Origin of the sequence: Anaerotalea alkaliphila (assembly GCF_010179735.1) — a bacterium.
In the GTDB taxonomy this organism is placed as follows: Bacteria; Bacillota; Clostridia; order Lachnospirales; family Vallitaleaceae; genus Anaerotalea; species Anaerotalea alkaliphila.
In genome coordinates, this window is record NZ_JAAEEH010000044.1 from 1 (window position 1) to 19,413 (window position 19,413).

A 19,413-nucleotide genomic window follows, 5' to 3' on the forward strand; every position below is an offset into this window, starting at 1 on the left:
CCAGAAGTTCCGGCATGCTCTTTTGGCCGATCAGCTGGCCCGCATCGAAATCGATCCAGCCCGGTTTCTTGCGGGCCAGGTCCGTGTTGGTGGAAATCTTCATGGTGGGTACGAAGCCCCCGAAGGGCGTCCCCCGTCCGGTGGAGAAGAGCACCATGTGGCACCCCGCCATTCCCAGGGCGGTGGTGGCCACCAGGTCGTTCCCGGGGGCGCTCAGCAGGTTCAGCCCCGGGGTCTTGAGGCGGTCCCCATAGCCCAGCACGTCCATGACCTGGCTGCGCCCGGCCTTTTGGGTGCAGCCCAGGGACTTGTCCTCCAGGGTGGTGATCCCCCCCTTCTTGTTCCCCGGGGAGGGGTTCTCATAGATTACCTGTCCGTGCCGCTGGTAGTAGTCCTTGAAGTCGTTCACCATCTCCACCGTCTTCCGGAAGACCTCCCCGTCGACGGAGCGGTTCATCAGGATCGTCTCGGCGCCGAACATCTCCGGCACCTCCGTCAGCACGGTTGTGCCCCCATAGCTCACAAGATAGTCGGAGAACTCCCCCAGCAGGGGGTTCGCCGTGATCCCGCTCAAGCCGTCGGAGCCTCCGCATTCCAGTCCGATCCGCAGCACACCCAGGGGCTTCTCCACCCGCCTGTCTTCCCTCATCCGTTCGTAGAGGGCTTTCAGGTGCTGGACGCCTGCGGCGATTTCGTCCTCCTCCTCCTGGGCCACCAGGAACACGACACGCTCGGTGTCGTATTCCCCCATGGTCTCCCGGAAGGCCTGGACCTGGTTGTTCTCGCAGCCAAGCCCCAGGACCAGGACCCCTCCGGCGTTGGGGTGCTTGGCGATGTCCTGGAGGGTGGTGCGGGTGGCCGCATGGTCCTCTCCCATCTGGGAGCATCCATAGGGATGGGGGAAGGCGAAGACGCCGTCGATCCCAACGGGGTCCGCTTCCTTCCTGAAGCGGTCGATGATCCTTTGGGCCACGCCGTTGACGCATCCCACGGTGGGCACGACCCACAGCTCGTTGCGGATCCCCACCTCCCCGTTGGAGCGTTCGTACACGTGGACCTTCCTCTCCGGCAGGGAGGTCCCAAGGGATTCGAAGGCGGGGGCGTAGCCGTATTCCAGGATCTCTCCCAGTCCCGTCTTCAGGTTGTGGACATGCACGTGCCGTCCGGGCGCGATGTCTTCGGTGGCGTTGCCGATGGGCATGCCGTACTTGACCACCGCCTCCCCCGCGGCGATGGCCGCGATGGCCATCTTGTGGGCCTGGGGGATGGGTTCGGCAGCAGTCAGCTCTGTTCCGTCGATTTCGATCCGGTCTCCCGGTTCCAGGGGTTCCAGGGCGATGGCCACGTTGTCCTTGGGATGGATCCGCAGATGCCGTTTCATAGGAGCGCCTCCTTCAGGGCTTCCTCCATCCCCTTGTCCAGGATCAGACCCAGATATTCCACGATCAGGTCCAGCAGGCCTGGCAGGGACGAAAGGTCCGACGTCCAGACGGGCGCATGGCCTAGGACCGTCCGGGCCAGGGTCCTGCGCCCCTCCGCGGACCCGTCGAAGGCTGCCCATGCCTTCCCATAGAGTTCCAGGATGTCCTCGGCGTCGTTCACGGGGATCGTCTCCTCCCCCCGGAGGCCCCTGTAGAAGACCATCATGGCCGCCAGGGAGAAGACCAGCCGCTTGGGCAGCGCACCCTTTTCCCTAAGATACCCCTCCAGGGAAGGCAGCACCCGGGTGTTGTACTTGGACATCCCGTTCAGGGAGATGCTGCGCAGCTGGTGGGAGATGAACGGGTTGCGGAACCTGTCCATGACCTCCCCAGCGAAGGATTCCAGCTCCTCCTTCGGCAGGTCCAGGGTCGGGATGATTTCCTCGTAGACGGCCTGGCTGATGTATTTCCCCACCACCGGATGCTCCACGGCTTCCTTCACGGTGTCGATGCCGTAAAGGTAGGCCACGGGCACCAAAGTCGTATGGGCGCCGTTCAGGATGCGCACCTTCCGGGTCCTGTAGGGGGTCATGTCCTCCACGAAGAGGACGTTGCAGTCCGTCCTGTCCACCGGCAGGAGTTCCTTCAGGACTGCAGGGCTCTCGATGACCCAGAGGTTGAACTGTTCGCTCTCGACCACCAGCTGGTCCTCGTACCCCAGCTCCTCCCAGACCTCCCGGATCCGGTCCCGGGGATAGCCCGGCACGATCCGGTCCACCAGGGAGTTGCAGAAGGTGTTGGCCTCCGCAAGCCAGGCCTGGAAGCCTTCCCCCAGCTCCCATTCCCTGGCATGCCTTTCCACAACCGCCCTCAGCTTGTCCCCGTTCCTGTCGATGAGCTCGCAGGGGATGATGGCGAAGCCCTTCTCCGGGTCGCCCCCAAACGCCTTGAAGCGGGCGTGCAGGAGGGCCGTCAGCTTGGCCGGGAAGCCCTTTTGGGGCCCTTCCAGGGTGTCCTCCGGCTCGTAGGCGATGCCCGATTCGGTGGTGTTGGAGAGGATGATCCTGGCCGTCTCCACCTCCGCCAGACCCAGGTAGCCTTCATAGTCCGTGTAGGGGTTGACCGCCGACACGATGGAGTCGTTGAGGAGATGCTCCTTCACCGGCTCCCCGTTCTTGATACCCTTCAGGGTATGGGTATAGAGGAAGTCCTGGGACGCCAGCAGGTCGATGAGGCCCGCGGGCAGCGGCTGCACCAGGGCGATCCCTCCATTGAAGTCCGTTTCATCGTTGAGCTTCTGGACCATCCAGTCCGTGAACGCCCGCAGGAAGTTCCCTTCCCCGAACTGGATGATTTTCACGGGCCTTTCCGTCTTGTCGTATGTTTTTGCTGATAATTTCTCCATGATATTGCATCCTTCCATCTATTGTTGTTTAAACGCAACCGGCATTTTCGAAACAAAAAGGGTCCCAAGTCCTGGGGCATCGCGACGTATGGCGTATGCCCCGACTTGAAGTCCCCTGTTCCGTTGCCTTTTCGCATTCAATATTTCCCTTCGCGCTTGGCGACTTCAATCATTTTTCTGACATTCTCCAAAGGCGTGTTCTTTTCCAGGAAATCCGATGCCGCAAACAGATATTTGCCCCCCGGTTTCCCTATTTCCATGATCTCAGTGACCTTCTCCTCCACTTCCTCCAATGACGCCTGCTTCAGGAAATTGATCTGATCCAGATTTCCAGAAAGGGTGATCCGGTCGCCGATGCTTTGCTTCGCCTGTTTCAGCGTGCTGTCCCCGACCGGGTGCTCGGCCACGGTTTCCCAAATGTCCAGTCCCATTTTCACGTACGACTCCTGGAACGCCTTCGCCTTGCCGCAGTTGTGGTAAAGGGTATACGTCCCGTTCGACTTGATGGCGGAAATGATCTGCTTCTCATAGGGCATGACATGCTCCTCGAAGAAGTCCACTCCCATGAGGCCGGCATTCGCGACATTGCCCTGGATGCCGATGCAATCCAACTCCGTATCGGCAAGGGCCGCATTGTATTCGGTCATCATGGCCGTCAGTTTCTCCATGAACGCCTGGTAGAACCCCATGTCCAGGTAAGGGTCGATCAGCAGTTGTTCGATATTCCTATATTCGGATGCCATGTTGAACGCGCTGCACCATCCCCAGGGGGACGCCACGCCCGTATCCCCCATCACTTCCCTGATGTGTTTTCCATAGGCCTTCATTTCCCCTCTGGTTTCAACATCCAGTGCGGGCACATATTCCAGAAAAATCTCCAAATCCCTGTCGTCATTGATGAAATATTCCCGCTTTCCCATATGGATTCCCTGGCCCGATACGGGATTGTAAGGTCCCACCTGCACCTGTCTGAGCACCCCTTTGGGCGTCTCGATTTCCGTTGTTCTAAACAGCAGGCCGTCCTTCACCTCATCCCGTTTGTCCAACTTCCAGTTAGGAAAACTTTTCCTTAAAAAATGGGGTTCCTCGAACTCCCTCCCCCGGGGCATCACATCGATCCCCAATTCCCGGGCACAGGCCACGGCATCTGTGACACGGTTCACGCTCGACTTCTTCGGATAGTAATAGGCAAGGAATTCCTCCTGGATGAACAGGCTGACCGGCACCCTGTCCGGAATTCCCCCTCCTGCCACTGTCAATATTCTTTCTCGTCCATTCATTGATCTCATTCCTCCATGGTTTTTGATTTTGAATTTCATCCCGTTGTCAAACCGGCATGAGCAGATTCGGTAAAAACATGACGATTCCAGGTACGAACGTGATGACCAGCAGCGTGATGATCATCACGATATAGAAAGGGATCATGGCTTTGGACAGCTGCTCCATGCTGATATCTGCAATTGCGCTTCCAATGAAAAGCGTACTCCCCACCGGGGGTGTGATTAGCCCGATTCCAAGGTTCAGAATCATGATGACACCAAAATGGACCGGATCTACACCAATTTGTGTAGTGATGGGAATCAAGATCGGCGTCAGAATGAGGATGAGGGATGCCATATCCATCATGGTGCCCATGACAAGAAGCAGCAGGTTGATGACCAGCAGGATGACGATTTTGTTTGTGGATATACCCAGAATGAAGTTGGCAAGCACTACGGGGATTTGCAGATATGCCACCAGCCAACCGAAGGCGCTTGCCATGGCCACCAAAACCATGACGATGGACAGCGTCTTGAGCGACCTCGTCAAAATTCCACCCAGTGCGGACAGCGGTATTTCCCTGTATACGAAAAAGGTGATGACGAACGAGTATACCACCGCAATGGCCGCAGCCTCAGTGGGGGTGAATACGCCTGCGATGACACCAACGACAACAATCATGACTGTACCAAGTCCCCAAACCGCATCCCCTGTGGCTTTCATCGCCCTGCCGACACTGAATTTCTCTCCCACGGGATAGTTCCGTTTCACGGCCACATAGTAGCTGTAGACCATCAGTGCGAACCCCAGAAGGATTCCCGGCAACATCCCTGCCAAGAACAACCTGCCGATGGAGACACTCCCAGCTACCAGTGCAAAAATGACCGCATTTTGACTCGGTGGAATCAGGATCCCTTGGACGGAACTGGCCATGGTTACCGTTGTGGCAAAGTCGCCGTCATAGCCGTTTTTCTTCATCATGGGGATCAAGATCGAGCCGATGGAGGATGTGTCTGCGGAAGACGAACCCGAAATCCCCCCAAAAAACATGCTGGCTACGATGTTTACCATGGCCAAGCCTCCACGCATCCATCCTACCAACGCATCAGAAAGCTTGATCAATCGATTGGAAATTCCACCTGCTCCCATGATTTCCCCTGCTAGGATGAAGAACGGCACGGCCAGGAACGCAAAGACGTTTACACCCTTTACCATATTCTGCGCCACCGTCTGCAAAGGCAGCCCCAAATACAGCGTAGTCAGCACACTGGCAAAGCCGATTGCAAATGCGATATGCACACCTTTAAATACCAAAAGAAAAAAAACACCCACCAGAATAAAAATCGCTGTCGTTGTCGGATCCATCAGATTGCCTCCCTTTTTATCATTTTTCCAATAATCGACGCCAGCATGGCAACTCCTGATACCGGTACCGAAGCATAAAGATAGGCTCCAGATATTTTCAGTCCCGGAAGAACGCTTCCAACCGTCAGAGCGGTCAGCCTGGTCCCTTCCACAATCATGAACACAGCCAGCGACAGGAATACGATATAGTTGATTCCTGCTACAAACAAGTTGAACTTCCTCGGCATATACATTTCCGCCAGCGTCATCTTTAGGTGCCTGCTATCTGTGATCGCCAAGGATACCGTCAACAGCGAGAACCAGATCATGCACAAAAGCGCCAGTTCTTCTCCCCAGCTTGGTGTGGAGTTGAATACATAGCGGCCGATTACAACGATGGAGACGACCGCCACTTGTATGATGACAAAGATACAGCATAGCGCATTGGTCAACCTATAGACCCTCGACTTTCCTTCCACCTCTTCATTGTTGAGCAAATTAAACATCCTTCCACTCCTTCCCATATCCAATATCCACAATCCTTCCTTAAACCTTTCCATGGGAATATCTTATCATTTCCCATTGTTTGACGGCATGTACACATTCGTCATTTTCTGTAGTATTTGGTGGTGTGTTTGGCGGCACGGGCGGTTTTCATCCCACTTCCCGGAGACGGCAACAGCCCGGCAATGGGATGATCCATTGCCGGGCTGTTGTCATCTGTTTGCATAGTCTTTGGGGTTCACCCCAAAGTATTTCTTGAAGGATTTGCTGAAATAGTTCGGGTCGGCAAAACCGACCTCATAGGCGACTTGGTAGATGGTCTTGCTGCCATCCCGCAACAGCACTTTCGCCCTTTCCATCCTTATCTTGGTCAGGTATTCGGTGAAGGTCATGCCTTCGACTTTTTTAAAAGACTTGCTTAGATGTCCGAAGCTTATGTCATATTGAAGAGCCAGATCCTGTAGTGATATATTCTCCCCAAAATGACCATCCACATATTCCTTGACAGACTTTACAATCCTGTTCCTATCCTGGGTTTTTTCCAGGGACATGGACCTGATTACCGTTGCCATGTACCCCTCCATATAATTCAGGATTTCTTCCATGCTGCCCATTGCATCGATTTCTTCAAACGCATGCCAAATTTCCTTGGTCTTCATCCTTATTCCAACCAATTCCGACGTATTGCGGCTTATGGAAAAATACAGGTGTTTCATGTAATCCCGTACCACGTCCATTCCGCTTCCTTGTTCCTGCACAGAAAACAGTTGTCCGCAGATCTCCACAAGAATCCGCACCGCTCCATCGAGATTCTCGTCATTGACGGCTTTCCAGAGCCCATCCTCTTTTTTGTGGATGTGCCTGGTTTCACATTCCCCATCCAACGGGACAGCGGAATCCCCGCTCCTCTTTTCTTTGTCCAATCCATCCATCACTTCCGCATAGGCCGACCGCATGTCCGCCAACTCTCCGTGCACCCTTCCCAGGCCGACCCGCCCATGGACATTGTAGACATCCACCATCCAATGCTTCAACTCATTCCCCAATGCCCTATGGTACAAGGGATCCGCAAGCCGATCGTCCATGGCGAAGAGCACGATGCTGTTCAGAAAACTGTACCCGATTACACGCTTCACATGATTCTTCAACTTCCTCTTCAACATTCCCATGAGCTCGTTCCCAAAAGCGGCATCGCTTCCGTCTTCGCCGGCGATGACAGCACACACGTAGGCGCTGTGGGGGATGTCCAGATAATTCAGCAATTGGTTAAACTGTCCCTCGTCCATCTGCATTCCGCAGATCATATCCATGATGACTTCCTTTTCCATCATCTCTCCAAAGATTTTTATCTGCTGCTGCAACTCCTTTTGCTCCTGGTTCCTGGCCCTGCGCTTTTCGATCTTCTCCATTGCTTTCTCCAGGACCGCACAGAACTCCTCATCCGCGTACGGCTTGACCAGATATTCGTTGATTCCCAATTGAAGCGCCTGCTTGGCATACTCGAAACGACTATGGGCGGTAAGGATCAGGATTTCCGTGTCCGGATACTGCTCCTTGACTTGTCTTGCCACCTCCAATCCATTGACCTTTGGCATGTGGATGTCCATCAAAATGATGTCTGGCCTGTATTTGAGGGCATCGGCAAAGGCTTCCATCCCATCCCGGGCACAACCAACAATTTCAACCGTGCCCTTGTAATGCTCCTCGACCATCATTCTAAGATAATTTCTTTCTATGACTTCATCTTCTGCAATCAACAGCTTGATCATACCATTCCCCTTTTGATGGGAATCACAATGGTGATTCTCGTACCCTTGTTTTCTTCACTTTCAATCCGAAAAAGATCCTGTCTTCCGTATTGAAGCTCCAGCCTGTTCCTAACATTCATGATTCCGATGCTTTGTGAATTCTCGTTCAGATTTGAATGCATCACTTCCTGCATCCTTTCCTTGCTGATTCCCCGCCCATTGTCCTGGATTCTGACGATCACTTCCGTGGCCCCTCTGGCCACATCGATTTCGATGATTCCCCCGCTGTTCCTATCCGCCAAACCATGCACGATGGCATTTTCGACCATCGGCTGCAGGATCAAGGGGGGAACGGTGATGTCCTCCAGATTCCCGCACACGTTAAGCTTGACACAAAGCCGGTCCTGGAACCTGACTTGTTGGATCAGGTTGTATGCCTCCAAGGTCCTGATTTCATCCGATAACGGCACCAAACGCCCCCGGTTGTCCAAATTGTATCGAAGGATGTCCGAAATGGCCCCCACCAAGCTGACTGCCGTATCCTTCTCTTGCAACTGGATGACCCTTCGAATCATATTGAGTGTGTTGAAAAGGAAATGTGGATTCATCTGCATCTGGAGCGTCAGCAGTTTTGCTTCCTTGAGGAGCTTGTCCTGCTGCTCCACCAGAAGACGCTCCTCCACAAGCTGCTTCTCCAACTGCGCCTTTGACTGCTGCTCTTCGATATACCTCTTGATGTCCTTTTTCATGTTGTTGAACGCATGGGCCATGGCATGGAGTTCGATGTATCTGTCGCTTTTGATGTCCTGCATCTCCCAGTGTCCTTCCGAAAGCTTCTGGGATGCTTTCGAAATCTGTTTTATTTTCTGCAGGATTCCCCGCGAAAGAATCATCCCGAGCCAAATGCTCATGAACGCCAACAGGAACATGCTGGAGTGGACTCTGCGTTCCAAGCGTTGCGCCTCTTCCAACAGGTTGCTGTACCGTTCATTGCCAAAATTGAGATAGGACACCATCAGCTCTTGGGACTGCTGTTTCATATACTGGAAAAGGGTCGCAACATAGGTCAGATCCTGATAGTCCTCCGCAGTAAGGGCAGGGATTCGGGCTATTTCCATGATCTTGTGGTATTGATATTCGTTCATGTTGTAGAATGTGCGGTGGTACGCCAAGGTTTCCGGATATTCCTGCAGCGCTTCAGCAATGTTCGTCAGGTTCCTTTCAATGTTTTTCGCCTTGGTGGAATAAGACTGCAAATCTTCCTCCGTCCGTTCCCGCAAATATCTGTTGTAATGATACTCGCACTCATTGACCACCAATGTGATTTCACTAAGGGTGCGGCTTATTTCCATGAAATGTTCATACTCTTCCGTGGTGGTGTTCCTCAAGTTATAGGAAAGCAGGTATCCGGTCAACATGATGATGGTGATTGTGGCATATACGCCAATCAAGACGGTACGCACCGATATTCTTCTGATCCCTGCTGTTGTGCCCATTCACACTACCTTCTTCCTCCACCCAGATAACATCCATCATAACACACCTGGCTTTTCCAGACAATTTCTTCCTGCAACGGCTTACTCCAGGATGGCCGCTACGGAAATCTCAACTTCCGATCTTCTTTTTCACCCATGCGTCTCCCAAACAATCGGGCAGTGCAAAAGGAGCCATTATCCCTGCGGATGGCCCCTTGCATATTATGGTAGGTTTTATTTGGTTTCCTGAATTCTTCTGATGACATCCTCATAGCCTGCACCAAACTTTTCATACAGTGGCGCCACTGCATCCACCCATTCCTGCTTGTTGTCGACTTCAAAGAATTCAACGCCACTGGCTTCCAGGTTCACCCTTGCTTGTGCATCCATGTCCGATGCGACTTCCCTATACCATTTCTCCGTTTCGCTCCAGCAATCGGAAAGGAATTCCTGGTCGTTTTCGTCCAGTTTGTTCCAAGATATTTCCGAAAACACCAGAATATAGGGTGCAAGGCTGTGTGCGTCGAAGGTGTAGTATTTTGCCACTTCATAAAATTTGTTTGCCTCATAGGCTGTCAGGGCATTTTCCGCACCATCTACCACACCTGTCTGCAGCGCACTGTACAATTCGCTGTACGAAATGGGTGTTGCGGAGGCTCCAAAGGCATTTGCAGTCTCCATATGCATCTCACTCTGGGGCACCCGGATTTTCAGGTTTTTCATTTCCGAAACGCTCGTGACTTTCTTGTTGGTAAAGAAGTAGTTTCTCGGACTGTCCGCAAAATAGCCTATTCCGACCATTTTGGTTCCGGAATCCGTAACCGCTTGCAGGAATTCGTCTCCAATATCACTGTCCAGGACGCTCCAGGAATGGTCCACATCCCTGAAGATGTAAGGCAACTCGAATACGCGCATCATTTCAATTCCATAGTCCGACAGGAAGGACGACCCTGCCCGGAACATGTCCAACGCGCCCATCTGCACCGACTGCACCTGCGTTTTCTCGTCACCCAACTGCCCACTGGGATAGATTTCAATGGCCATTCGTCCATTGCTCTTCTCAGCGACAATCCTGGCGAATTCTCTAGCCGCCATTGTCATGGGGTGTGTATCCGGGTTCAACTCCCCGTAGCGCAGGACAACTTCCGGCTTCTCATATGTTTTCTCCCCCGCACCATCGCTCTCCACGGTTTTACCTTCCGCCAAACTGGTGTCGGCAGGCGCTTTTCCACATCCCGCCAGGGCCAGCATGGCAACACTCAAAACAAGCGCAACAACCATCTTCCTTTTCATACAATCCATCCTCCTTGTTTTGTATTTCTTTTACATGGTACCACCATTCCTTCTCGAGCTACATGGAATAATTTGTTCCTTTCTGTATTTTTTGGCTCATTTGTGCCATACGTCTCTATTTTCCAGAACTGCTTCACCCTATAAGTGAACAGGCACCCTTCCGGGCGCCTGCAGGCCTTGATTTCACTCTATGCTCTTCTTCTTGTGCACACTTGGGGTCTGACCCCAAGTGCGCATGGCTTCTTGGCCATGTGCCTCACCCGAAGAATATTCCTCATATTGTTTTGTGAAATGCTCGATTTTGTGCGTGACCTTCTCAAGATGCCTGTTCATTTCCTCGATGTGTTTTTCCACTTCCTCTTTATGGGCAAGCAGCATGTCGCATCGTGCCTTCAGCGTTTCGGGGCCCTGAAGGCGCAGATTGACGAACTCCCGGATCTGCTTGATGGACATGCCCGTGTTCTTCAGGCAGCAGACCAATCCGAGCCACTCCAAGTCCCCATCCGAATAATGGCGGTTTCCGCCCTTTGTCCGCTTTACATGCGGCAAAAGCCCTTCTTTCTCATAATACCGCAAAACATGCGGACTTAGATTCGCTTTTTCCGCCATGGTCTTCACCGTATAACCCACAAGAGATACCTCCTAAAAAATCCAAATTGCTATTGACTTAGAGTTAACGTTAAGGTTTATGATTATCATACAGTATTGTCCAACGGCATGTCAACAAACACAACGAGGAGGTACGACAATGAAGTCACCAACCGATTGTTACACGCTGTCCAACGGGACGGAAATCCCTTGCATTGGCTTTGGCACCTGGCAGACCCCGAACGGCGAGGTTGCTGTTTCCTCCGTACTCAGCGCCATTGAAGCAGGCTATCGCCATATAGACACGGCGCAGGGATATGGCAACGAGGAAAGCGTAGGCATCGCCGTTAAGAAAAGCGGCGTTGACCGGAAACAGCTCTTCGTAACTTCAAAGCTGGCGAATGGCGAACATGGCTATGAAAAAACCCTCGCCGCCTTTGAGGGGACGCTGGAAAGGCTGGATATGGAATACATCGACCTCTTTCTGATCCACTGGCCGAACCCCATCGCATTCCGTGACAGCTGGCAGGAAGCGAACGCCGGCACTTGGAAGGCTTTTGAGGAGTTGTACAAATCCGGTCGCATCCGCAGCATCGGCATCAGCAATTTTCGCCCGCACCACATAAAGGAATTGATGAAGACCGCCACGATTGCTCCGATGGTGAACCAAATCAGATTGTGTCCCGGCGATACCCAGGATGAGGTGGTCGACTACTGCCGTTCCCAGAATATCCTCATGGAAGCGTACAGTCCGCTTGGCGTCGGCAAAATATTCGAGGTGCCTGAAATGCAGGCATTAGCGGAAAAATACGGGAAATCCATCGCACAGATCTGCATTCGCTGGAGTTTGCAAAGGGGGTATCTGCCTCTGCCCAAGTCGGTCACTCCTGCACGGATCAAAGAGAATACGGAGGTGTTCGATTTCGAGCTGGAAGCGGCGGATGTGCAGCTGATTGCCGACCTGAAGGGCTGTGTCGGCTACTCGTATGATCCGGATACAATAACATTTTAAGATCTATGGAGGATACCTTATGTTGAATTTCGATTTCTACTCTCCTGCGCGCATTCTGTTTGGAAAAGGGGAGGAAAAACGGATTGGGGAACTGCTGAAGCCCCATGCCGGCAAGGTGCTGCTTCATTATGGCGGCGGCAGCATCAAACGAAGCGGCCTTTACGACACTGTGACCGATTCTTTGAAAGAAAGCGGCCTGCCCTTTGTGGAGCTGGGGGGTGTCAAGCCCAATCCCCGGCTTTCGCTGGTGCAGGAAGGAATCGCCCTGTGCAGGAACGAGGGCGTTGACCTCCTATTGGCGGTCGGCGGTGGGAGTACCATCGATTCCGCCAAGGCCATCGCCATGGGCGTCTACTACGAAGGGAACATTTGGGAGGTCTACGAACAGGGCAAGGCCATTGACAAGGCATTGCCGGTCGCCACAATCCTCACCATTCCCGCTGCCGGAAGCGAATCCAGCGGCGACACCGTCATCACCAACGAAGAACGGCAGCTGAAATACGGTTACGGCAGCCCACGCCTCCGTCCATTGTTCAGCATCATGAACCCGGAGCTGTTCTTCACCCTTCCCAAAGACCAGCTTTCCAATGGTGTGGCGGACATGATGAGCCATGTGTTCGAACGCTATTTCACCAACACCACCCACACCGACCTGACGGACGGTTTGTGCGAAACCGTCTTGAAAACCATGATGAAGAATGCGCCGCTGGCGCTCGCCAACCCACAGGATTACGATGCCTGGTGCGAGCTTGGCTTTAGCGGAACGGTTGCCCACAACGGACTTGTGGGAATGGGACGCCAGCAGGATTGGGCCTGCCACAAAATGGAGCATGAGCTTTCTGCCATCTACGATGTGGCGCATGGCGCCGGCCTGGCTGTTTTGACGCCAGGCTGGATGCAATATGTGTACAAGGACAACATCAACATGTTTGTCCAGTTTGCGGTCAACGTGATGGGTGTCGAAGGCAGTTACCGCGAGCCCGATGCGATCGTGTCGGAGGGGATCGACCGCGTGCGGGAGTTCTTCCGAAAAATGGGGTTGCCCGCCACGTTGTCGGAGCTCGGAATCGGTGAGGACAAGTTGGAAGAAATGGCGAAAAAGGCCACCGGCGCTGTCTCCGGTGAAGAGAAGCCCATTGGCGGCCTTAAGAAGCTGCATTGGCAGGACGTGCTGGAAATCTACAGGTCGGTGAAATAAAATAGCACCCAGATAAGCGAAAGAGAGAGGATGATACGATGAGAACGATTCCATTGGGCAAATCAGGCATGCAGGTCCCGGCCATTGCGGTGGGCTGCATGCGCATCAACGGATTGGACAAAAGCGAAGCCGAGCATTTCGTCCAATCCGCCCTTGAAGAAGGCGCCGTCTTCTTCGACCACGCCGACATCTATGGCCGTGGAACCTGTGAGGAGATTTTTGCGGAAGCCGTCCATATGGGTGATGCCGTCCGGGAAAAAATAATCCTGCAATCCAAATGCGGCATACGTCCCGGCGTCGCCTTCGACTTCTCCAAAGAACATATCCTGTCTTCGGTGGAGGGCAGCTTGCGGCGGCTGAAGACCGATTATCTGGATGTCCTGCTTTTGCACCGGCCCGATGCGTTGGTGGAACCGGAAGAGGTCGCCGAGGCCTTCGACCTCCTCCACAGCAGCGGCAAGGTGCGGCATTTCGGCGTTTCCAACCAGAATCCCATGCAGATGCAGCTGCTGCAAAAACATCTGCGGCAGCCGATCGTGGCAAACCAGCTGCAGCTCAGCATCACGAACGCCAACATGATCTCCCAGGGACTCCACGTCAACATGCTGGATGATGCCGCCGTGAACCGTGATGGCAGCGTACTGGACTTCTGCCGCCTGAACGACATCAGCATCCAACCCTGGTCGCCATTCCAGTACGGTTTCTTTGAAGGTGTGTTCCTCGGCAGCGATAAGTTCCCGGAATTGAACGCCAAAATCGACGAACTTGCGGAAAAGCATGGCGTGCCCGGCACCACCATCGCCATGGCGTGGTTGTTGCGCCATCCAGCGAAGATGCAGCCCGTTACGGGGACAATGAACGTGCAGCGCTTGAAAGACTGTGCGAAGGCAACGGAAGTCCGCCTTTCCCGCGAGGAATGGTACGAAATCTATCTTGCCGCCGGCAATGTTTTGCCGTAGGCGTCATTATCAGGGAGCCGCCGCATCATGGGGGCTCCCTGTTGAAAAGGAGGGGTATCATGCAATACAACAACCTGCCCGGAACAAGCCTGAAGCTTTCTGTGCTGAGCCTTGGCACGATGATGTTCGGCGCGCAGACCAACGAGGCCGACAGTCTTGCGATCATGGATCATGCTTATGACAAGGGCATGAACTTTTGGGATACCGCCAACGTATACAATCAGGGCGAAAGCGAGCGCATTGTCGGAAAGGCGCTGAAAGGACGGCGCGCAGACATCGTTCTCGCCACAAAGGTTTGCGGACAGATGGGCGATGCGCTCAATGACAAGGGGCTTTCCCGCCGGAACATTCTGCCGTGGACGCCAGTCTGAAACGTCTTGATACGGACCATATCGACCTGTACTACATGCACTTCCCGGACCATGAAACAAACATCGAGGAATCGCTGGAGGCGATGTCCAGCCTTGTCAATGCGGGAAAGATCCGTTACATAGGCGTCAGCAATTTTACCGCATGGCAGATTGCCTACATGCTGGCGGTATGCGATCGGCGGGGGGTATGTCGCGCCGGTCATCACGCAGAATGTCTACAACACCATCACACGCGGTGTGGAACCAGAACTCGTTCCTTTTCTAAGGGCGCACGGTCTGGGCATGGCGGTGTACAATCCCATCGCCGGAGGGCTTCTGGCCGGAAAGCACAAACCGGGGAAACCGGCCGAAAACACGCGCTTCGCCAACAATGAAATGTACTACAAACGCTACTGGTCGGATGAGAATTTTGAAGCTGTGGAGAAGCTGATGGGAATTGCGGCGCAGCATGACATGACCATTCTGCAGCTCCCCATGAAATGGTGCTTAAGCCGACCCGGCGTCACCGGCATCATCAGCGGCGTGAGCAAACTGGAGCAACCGACGCAGAACATCGCCTCGCTGGAGGGACCTGCGCTGGGCGGGGATGTGCTGGAGGCTTGCGACGCCGTATGGAATTCCCTCGCGGGTACGCGATTCGGATACAACCGGTGAAAAGGCGATGCGCACTTGGGGTCAGACCCCAAGTGCGCATCGCCTTTTCAAACCTTCAAACCACGAACCCCGCCAGCAGAGCCAGCAGGACAATCAGCGGGACCGGGATTTTCCTGGCCTGCAGCAGGAGGACCGTCAGGACGGAGACCAGCAGGTTGTCCAGCCCGAATCCGCTCTTCTGCAGGACGATGACGGCAGCCACCGCAATCATGCCCCCCGCCACGGCGTTGATCCCCTTGAGGGCGATCTTGATCCCCCGGATCCGCTTGAGCTTTTCCCATACCGGGTAGATGAAATAGATCAGCAGGAGGCCCGGCAGGAAGATCCCCATGCCGCTGGCGATTGCGGAAGCCACCTGGACCAGGGGCCCGCCGCTTCTGGCGGCCATGCCCCCCACATAGGCACTGAAGCTGAACATCGGCCCGGGAAGGCCCTGCACAAGGCCATAGCCCGTCAGGAATTCCTGGTTGCTCATGTATTGCCTGATTTCGACCATTTCACTGTACATCACAGGCACCACCACCTGTCCGCCGCCGAACACCAGATATCCGTACCGGTAGAAGCTCTCGAAGAGGTGCAGGATGTTGTTGTCCCAGGTCAGCGTCAGGACGATGCTCCCGAAGGCGATACCCGCAAAAGCGGCCAGATAGCCCCAGGGCGGGTCCAGCTTCACATGGTTCCAGAGCTTCTTCTCCCCCGAAGCCAGGACGCTCACGGCACCACCTGCCAGCAGGACCAGGGGGAAGATCCAGGGTGCCCGGACGAAATACGTGGTGACCGCCCCAAACAGCAGGAGGATCCGGGTCAACCGGTCCGTCGCCACTTTCCTGCCGATCCTATAGGCTGCAACCACGATGAATCCCACGGCCAGGGGCCCGATATAACGCAGGCTGTCGCTGGACAGGTTGCGCATTTCCAGGAATTGGTACAGGAAGGACAGCACCGTCATGAAAGCCAGTACCGGCAGCGCCCAGACCAGCATCGTCAGCAACCCCAGCAACGGTCCTCCTGTCTTGTAGCCGATGGCGACGATGGTCTGGGTACTGGTCGGCCCGGGCAGGATGCTGCACAACGCCACGAGCTCGATCAGCTCCTCTTCGCTCAAATGGCGCTTTTTCACCACCATCTGGTCGATGAAGACGCCGATGTGCGCCTCCGGCCCTCCATAAGCCCCCAGGGAGCAGATGAACACGTCCTTTAGAAAACCAGCCCAGCTGGATGCATGGGTCTTATCCATAGCGACCTCCTTAACATCTGTTTGCGATATCGGTTTTCGATATCATTATAGCGCAAATCCGATGGCTAGTCAAAAGAAAAAATTCCTGCCGCCAGGTCAACCCGGACGACAGGAATTCTTGATTCTTTCCATAAAAACATTACAGATGTTTTTTGATGTCTTCCACGGACGGGACCCTGCCCATCACCTTGACCTGCCCGTCCACGACCAAGGCCGGCGTCTTCATGACTCCATAGGCCATGATGCCCTGGATGTCCTCCACCTTCTCCACGCTCGCTTCGATGCCCAATTCCTTTACGGCTTCCCTTGCGTTCGCCTCCAGCTTCCTGCAGCTTGCACAGCCGGATCCCAATATCTTGATCACCATTCCCTTGTCCTCCTTTTCATTGACCGGCAAATTTCCTCCCCATCCATCATAGCAACAGATGCCCGAAAGCGTTGAACACATACCCGATGGTCAGGATCCCCATGGTGACGGTTCCGGCAAAAACCACGAGCAGCCGGGTTTTCACCACCTTTTTGAGCATGACCATGGAAGGCAGGGACAGCGCGGTGACCGCCATCATGAAGGAAAGGGCGGTCCCGATGCCCACTCCTTTAAGCACCAGCGCCTCGGCGATGGGCAGCGTGCCGAAGATGTCCGCATACATGGGTACGCCCACCACCGTGGCCAGCAGGACCGAATACCACTTGTCCTGGCCCAGGACGGCCGTGATGACCGTTTCAGGTATCCAGTTGTGGATTGCGGCGCCGATTCCCACCCCGATCAGGATGTAGAGCCAGACTTTTTTTACAATGTCCCTCACCTGGTCCCTTGCGAATAGGATCCGGTCCTTCACCGCCAGCTCCTCCTGCTCCACTTCCATCATCTTGTTGCTGTAGACGAAGGATTCCACATGCTTCTCCAGCTTCGCCTTGCTGATGACCGTGCCGCCGATGACCGCCAGTACCAGTCCCACCAGCACGTAGGCGATGGCGGTCTTCCAGTTGAAGATGCTGGCAAGCAGGATTACCGAAGCCAGGTCCACCAGGGGCGACGAGATCAGGAACGAGAAGGTGACCCCGATGGGCAGCCCGGCGCTGGTGAAACCGATGAACAGGGGTATGGAGGAACAGGAGCAGAAGGGCGTCACCGTCCCCAGCAGGGCCCCCAGGATGTTGGCGGAAATTCCGCTGAACCTGCCCAGGATCTTCCTTGTGCGCTCCGGGGGGAAAAAGCTCTGCACATAGGAAATCATGAAAATCAACGCCGACAGCAGGAGGAATATTTTGACTACATCGTAGATGAAGAAGTGGATGCTGCCTCCCAGCCGACCGGTCATGTCCAGTCCGAACACATCCTCCACCAGGTTTCCGACCAGATTGTACAGCCACTCCATCTTCAGCAGCTGGTTGTTCAACCATCTGAACACGAACATTCAATTGCTCCTTTCCACCGAATTCAACCGCAGCGGATGCCGCATCTGTCCAGGTACTTCTCCTTTTCTCCCAGGCGCATCCGGTCGACGGCCAGTTGCGGATACAGCTCCGGATCCTCCAGGATCTTTTCCAGGATTTCCATCAGCAGCTTGTTGTCCCGCTTCAAGGTATAGAACACGAACTTCTCTTTCCTTTCGTCCGCCACCAGCTGCATGTCCCTCAGTTTCGACAGGTTCTTGGAAACCCTCGGCTGGGGGACATCCAGGATTCCGCTGAGTTGACAGACACACAGCTCCTCCTGCTGGAGCAGGAGGAGGAGACGAAGCCTTGTCTCGTCGGACAGGGTCTTGAAGATGTTCGTCAGTTGGTCCATAGGCGACTTCCTCTCTGTATATATTCCCGTATGGGCATATGTACATATTACACCCTTGTCATTTGTTTGTCAACGTCCTAAAAGGCCGATGCGCCCATGTGAAAAGGGCACCCCCCCGGGTGCCCGCATTCCTTTATCCCAATCAGCATTGCTCGACAGCTGCTTCATCCCATGCGTTGGGTGTCTTCCAACAGTCCGCTTGCTTGTTCCACCACGGCTCCAACGGTCAGGCCCATTTCCCCATAGATTTCCTCTGCCGGACCCGACATGCCGAATGTGCCGATTCCCATGACTTTCCCTTTGGCACCAGTATATTTGTGCCACCCCAAAGGCGTTCCAGCTTCCACTGCCAGAACGGGAACCCCATCTGGAAGGATTTCCCTGCGGTAGGATTCCGGTTGCGCGTCGAAGAGATGCCATGAAGGCATGCTCACAACCCGTGCGGGGATTCCCCTCTCTTCCAGTTCCCGCGCAGCCTTCCATACCAGCTCCACTTCCGAACCCGTGCCGATCAAGACCACCTTCGGCCGACCGCTCGCCTCCTTCAGGATGTACGCCCCCTTGTAGAGCCCTTCCCCGCTGCCTTCGTACTGGGGCAGGTTCTGCCTGGAAAGGACCAGGGCCGTGGGGGTGGAGGCGCTGGAGAGGGCCACCCTCCAGGCGGCTTCCGTCTCCCTGTAGTCCGCCGGCCGGATGGTGTTGAAGTTGGGGATCCCCCGGAGCATGGCCAGGTGCTCGATGGGCTGGTGGGTGGGACCGTCCTCCCCCACCCCGATGCTGTCGTGGGTGAACACATAGGTCACCGGCAGCCCCATCAGGGCGGAAAGCCGCATGGCCGGCTTCATGTAGTCGCTGAACACGAAGAATCCGGCCACATAGGGGATGAGTCCCCCGTGGAGGGCGATGCCGTTGGCCATGGCGGCCATGGCATGCTCCCGGACGCCGAAATGCAGGTTGGCTCCCCCATGGTCCCCGGGCGTGAAGTGCCCCCGGCCCTCCATGGTGGTCTTGGTGGAGGGCGCCAAGTCCGCGGCCCCGCCGATCAGGTTGGGGACCTTTTCCGCCAGCCTGTTCAGCACCCCATGGGAGGAAACCCGGGTGGCCTGGGCGCCTGCAGGGCAGGCTCCCTCCAGTTCCCTGTCCAGGCCCAGG

At 54.8% G+C, this 19,413-nt stretch carries 19 protein-coding genes and 1 pseudogene; 6 read left to right on the forward strand and 14 right to left on the reverse strand.

Features of this window, described 5'->3' with window-relative positions; all coding sequences use genetic code 11:
* The 9 genes from GXN74_RS12425 to GXN74_RS12465 all read right to left on the reverse strand — a co-directional run.
* Nucleotides 1-1,381 (reverse strand): UxaA family hydrolase (locus GXN74_RS12425; RefSeq protein WP_162371264.1); only part of this gene is annotated, 1,381 nt, incomplete at its 3' end.
* Entirely contained in the window at nt 1,378-2,826 is a 1,449-nt protein-coding gene (locus GXN74_RS12430; protein ID WP_162371265.1) for a tagaturonate reductase, read from the reverse strand. The genes GXN74_RS12425 and GXN74_RS12430, both read right to left, overlap by 4 nt.
* Before the next feature lie 137 nt (nt 2,827-2,963).
* Nucleotides 2,964-4,106, reverse strand: a complete 1,143-nt coding sequence (locus GXN74_RS12435) for a uroporphyrinogen decarboxylase family protein (RefSeq protein WP_162371266.1) — start codon at nt 4,104-4,106, stop codon at nt 2,964-2,966.
* A 46-nt stretch (nt 4,107-4,152) separates the two neighbouring features.
* A complete protein-coding gene (locus GXN74_RS12440) occupies nt 4,153-5,451 on the reverse strand; it encodes a TRAP transporter large permease (RefSeq protein ID WP_162371267.1) in 1,299 nt (432 codons plus the stop codon).
* Nucleotides 5,451-5,936, reverse strand: a complete 486-nt coding sequence (locus GXN74_RS12445) for a TRAP transporter small permease (protein ID WP_162371268.1) — start codon at nt 5,934-5,936, stop codon at nt 5,451-5,453. Before GXN74_RS12445 ends, GXN74_RS12440 begins: the two co-directional genes overlap by 1 nt.
* A gap of 210 nt (nt 5,937-6,146) precedes the next feature.
* Nucleotides 6,147-7,703 (reverse strand): response regulator, encoded by a 1,557-nt coding sequence (locus GXN74_RS12450; RefSeq protein ID WP_162371269.1) that lies wholly within the window; start codon nt 7,701-7,703, stop codon nt 6,147-6,149.
* Nucleotides 7,700-9,178 (reverse strand): sensor histidine kinase, encoded by a 1,479-nt coding sequence (locus GXN74_RS12455; protein WP_162371270.1) that lies wholly within the window; start codon nt 9,176-9,178, stop codon nt 7,700-7,702. The genes GXN74_RS12450 and GXN74_RS12455 overlap by 4 nt, the downstream gene beginning before the upstream one ends.
* A gap of 213 nt (nt 9,179-9,391) precedes the next feature.
* The gene (locus GXN74_RS12460; protein ID WP_162371271.1) at nt 9,392-10,450 is read right to left on the reverse strand and encodes a TRAP transporter substrate-binding protein; all 1,059 of its coding nucleotides are present in this window, start codon (nt 10,448-10,450) and stop codon (nt 9,392-9,394) included.
* Between the two features lie 183 nt (nt 10,451-10,633).
* On the reverse strand, nt 10,634-11,080 hold the full coding sequence (locus GXN74_RS12465) for a MerR family transcriptional regulator (protein ID WP_162371272.1): 447 nt from the start codon (nt 11,078-11,080) through the stop codon (nt 10,634-10,636).
* A 118-nt stretch (nt 11,081-11,198) separates the two neighbouring features.
* Here GXN74_RS12465 and GXN74_RS12470 point away from each other — a divergent pair, with 118 nt between their 5' ends.
* The 6 genes and pseudogenes from GXN74_RS12470 (at nt 11,199) to GXN74_RS14790 (ending at nt 15,232) form a co-directional block, all read left to right on the forward strand.
* On the forward strand, nt 11,199-12,050 hold the full coding sequence (locus GXN74_RS12470; protein ID WP_162371273.1) for an aldo/keto reductase: 852 nt from the start codon (nt 11,199-11,201) through the stop codon (nt 12,048-12,050).
* Between the two features lie 19 nt (nt 12,051-12,069).
* Nucleotides 12,070-13,248: an iron-containing alcohol dehydrogenase gene (locus GXN74_RS12475; RefSeq protein ID WP_162371274.1), complete on the forward strand. Its 1,179-nt coding sequence runs from the start codon at nt 12,070-12,072 to the stop codon at nt 13,246-13,248.
* Nucleotides 13,249-13,286: 38 nt separating this feature from the next.
* On the forward strand, nt 13,287-14,207 hold the full coding sequence (locus GXN74_RS12480) for an aldo/keto reductase (protein ID WP_162371275.1): 921 nt from the start codon (nt 13,287-13,289) through the stop codon (nt 14,205-14,207).
* Between the two features lie 59 nt (nt 14,208-14,266).
* Entirely contained in the window at nt 14,267-14,578 is a 312-nt protein-coding gene (locus tag GXN74_RS14780) for an aldo/keto reductase (RefSeq protein WP_281355233.1), read from the forward strand.
* A gap of 35 nt (nt 14,579-14,613) precedes the next feature.
* Nucleotides 14,614-14,679: pseudogene (locus GXN74_RS14935) on the forward strand (hypothetical protein); the annotation flags it as partial.
* 49 nt (nt 14,680-14,728) lie between these two features.
* Nucleotides 14,729-15,232 (forward strand): aldo/keto reductase, encoded by a 504-nt coding sequence (locus GXN74_RS14790; protein ID WP_281355234.1) that lies wholly within the window; start codon nt 14,729-14,731, stop codon nt 15,230-15,232.
* Between the two features lie 55 nt (nt 15,233-15,287).
* On the opposite strand, the gene chrA is transcribed toward GXN74_RS14790, so the two are convergent.
* The 5 genes from chrA to GXN74_RS12510 all read right to left on the reverse strand — a co-directional run.
* A complete protein-coding gene (gene chrA / locus GXN74_RS12490) occupies nt 15,288-16,469 on the reverse strand; it encodes a chromate efflux transporter (protein ID WP_162371276.1) in 1,182 nt (393 codons plus the stop codon).
* Nucleotides 16,470-16,608: 139 nt separating this feature from the next.
* Nucleotides 16,609-16,836: a thioredoxin family protein gene (locus GXN74_RS12495; RefSeq protein ID WP_162371277.1), complete on the reverse strand. Its 228-nt coding sequence runs from the start codon at nt 16,834-16,836 to the stop codon at nt 16,609-16,611.
* Between the two features lie 46 nt (nt 16,837-16,882).
* Nucleotides 16,883-17,887, reverse strand: a complete 1,005-nt coding sequence (locus GXN74_RS12500) for a permease (RefSeq protein WP_162371278.1) — start codon at nt 17,885-17,887, stop codon at nt 16,883-16,885.
* Between the two features lie 23 nt (nt 17,888-17,910).
* The gene (locus GXN74_RS12505) at nt 17,911-18,261 is read right to left on the reverse strand and encodes an ArsR/SmtB family transcription factor (RefSeq protein ID WP_162371279.1); all 351 of its coding nucleotides are present in this window, start codon (nt 18,259-18,261) and stop codon (nt 17,911-17,913) included.
* A gap of 164 nt (nt 18,262-18,425) precedes the next feature.
* A partial coding sequence (locus GXN74_RS12510; protein WP_281355235.1) for a transketolase-like TK C-terminal-containing protein occupies nt 18,426-19,413 on the reverse strand: 988 nt, incomplete at its 5' end.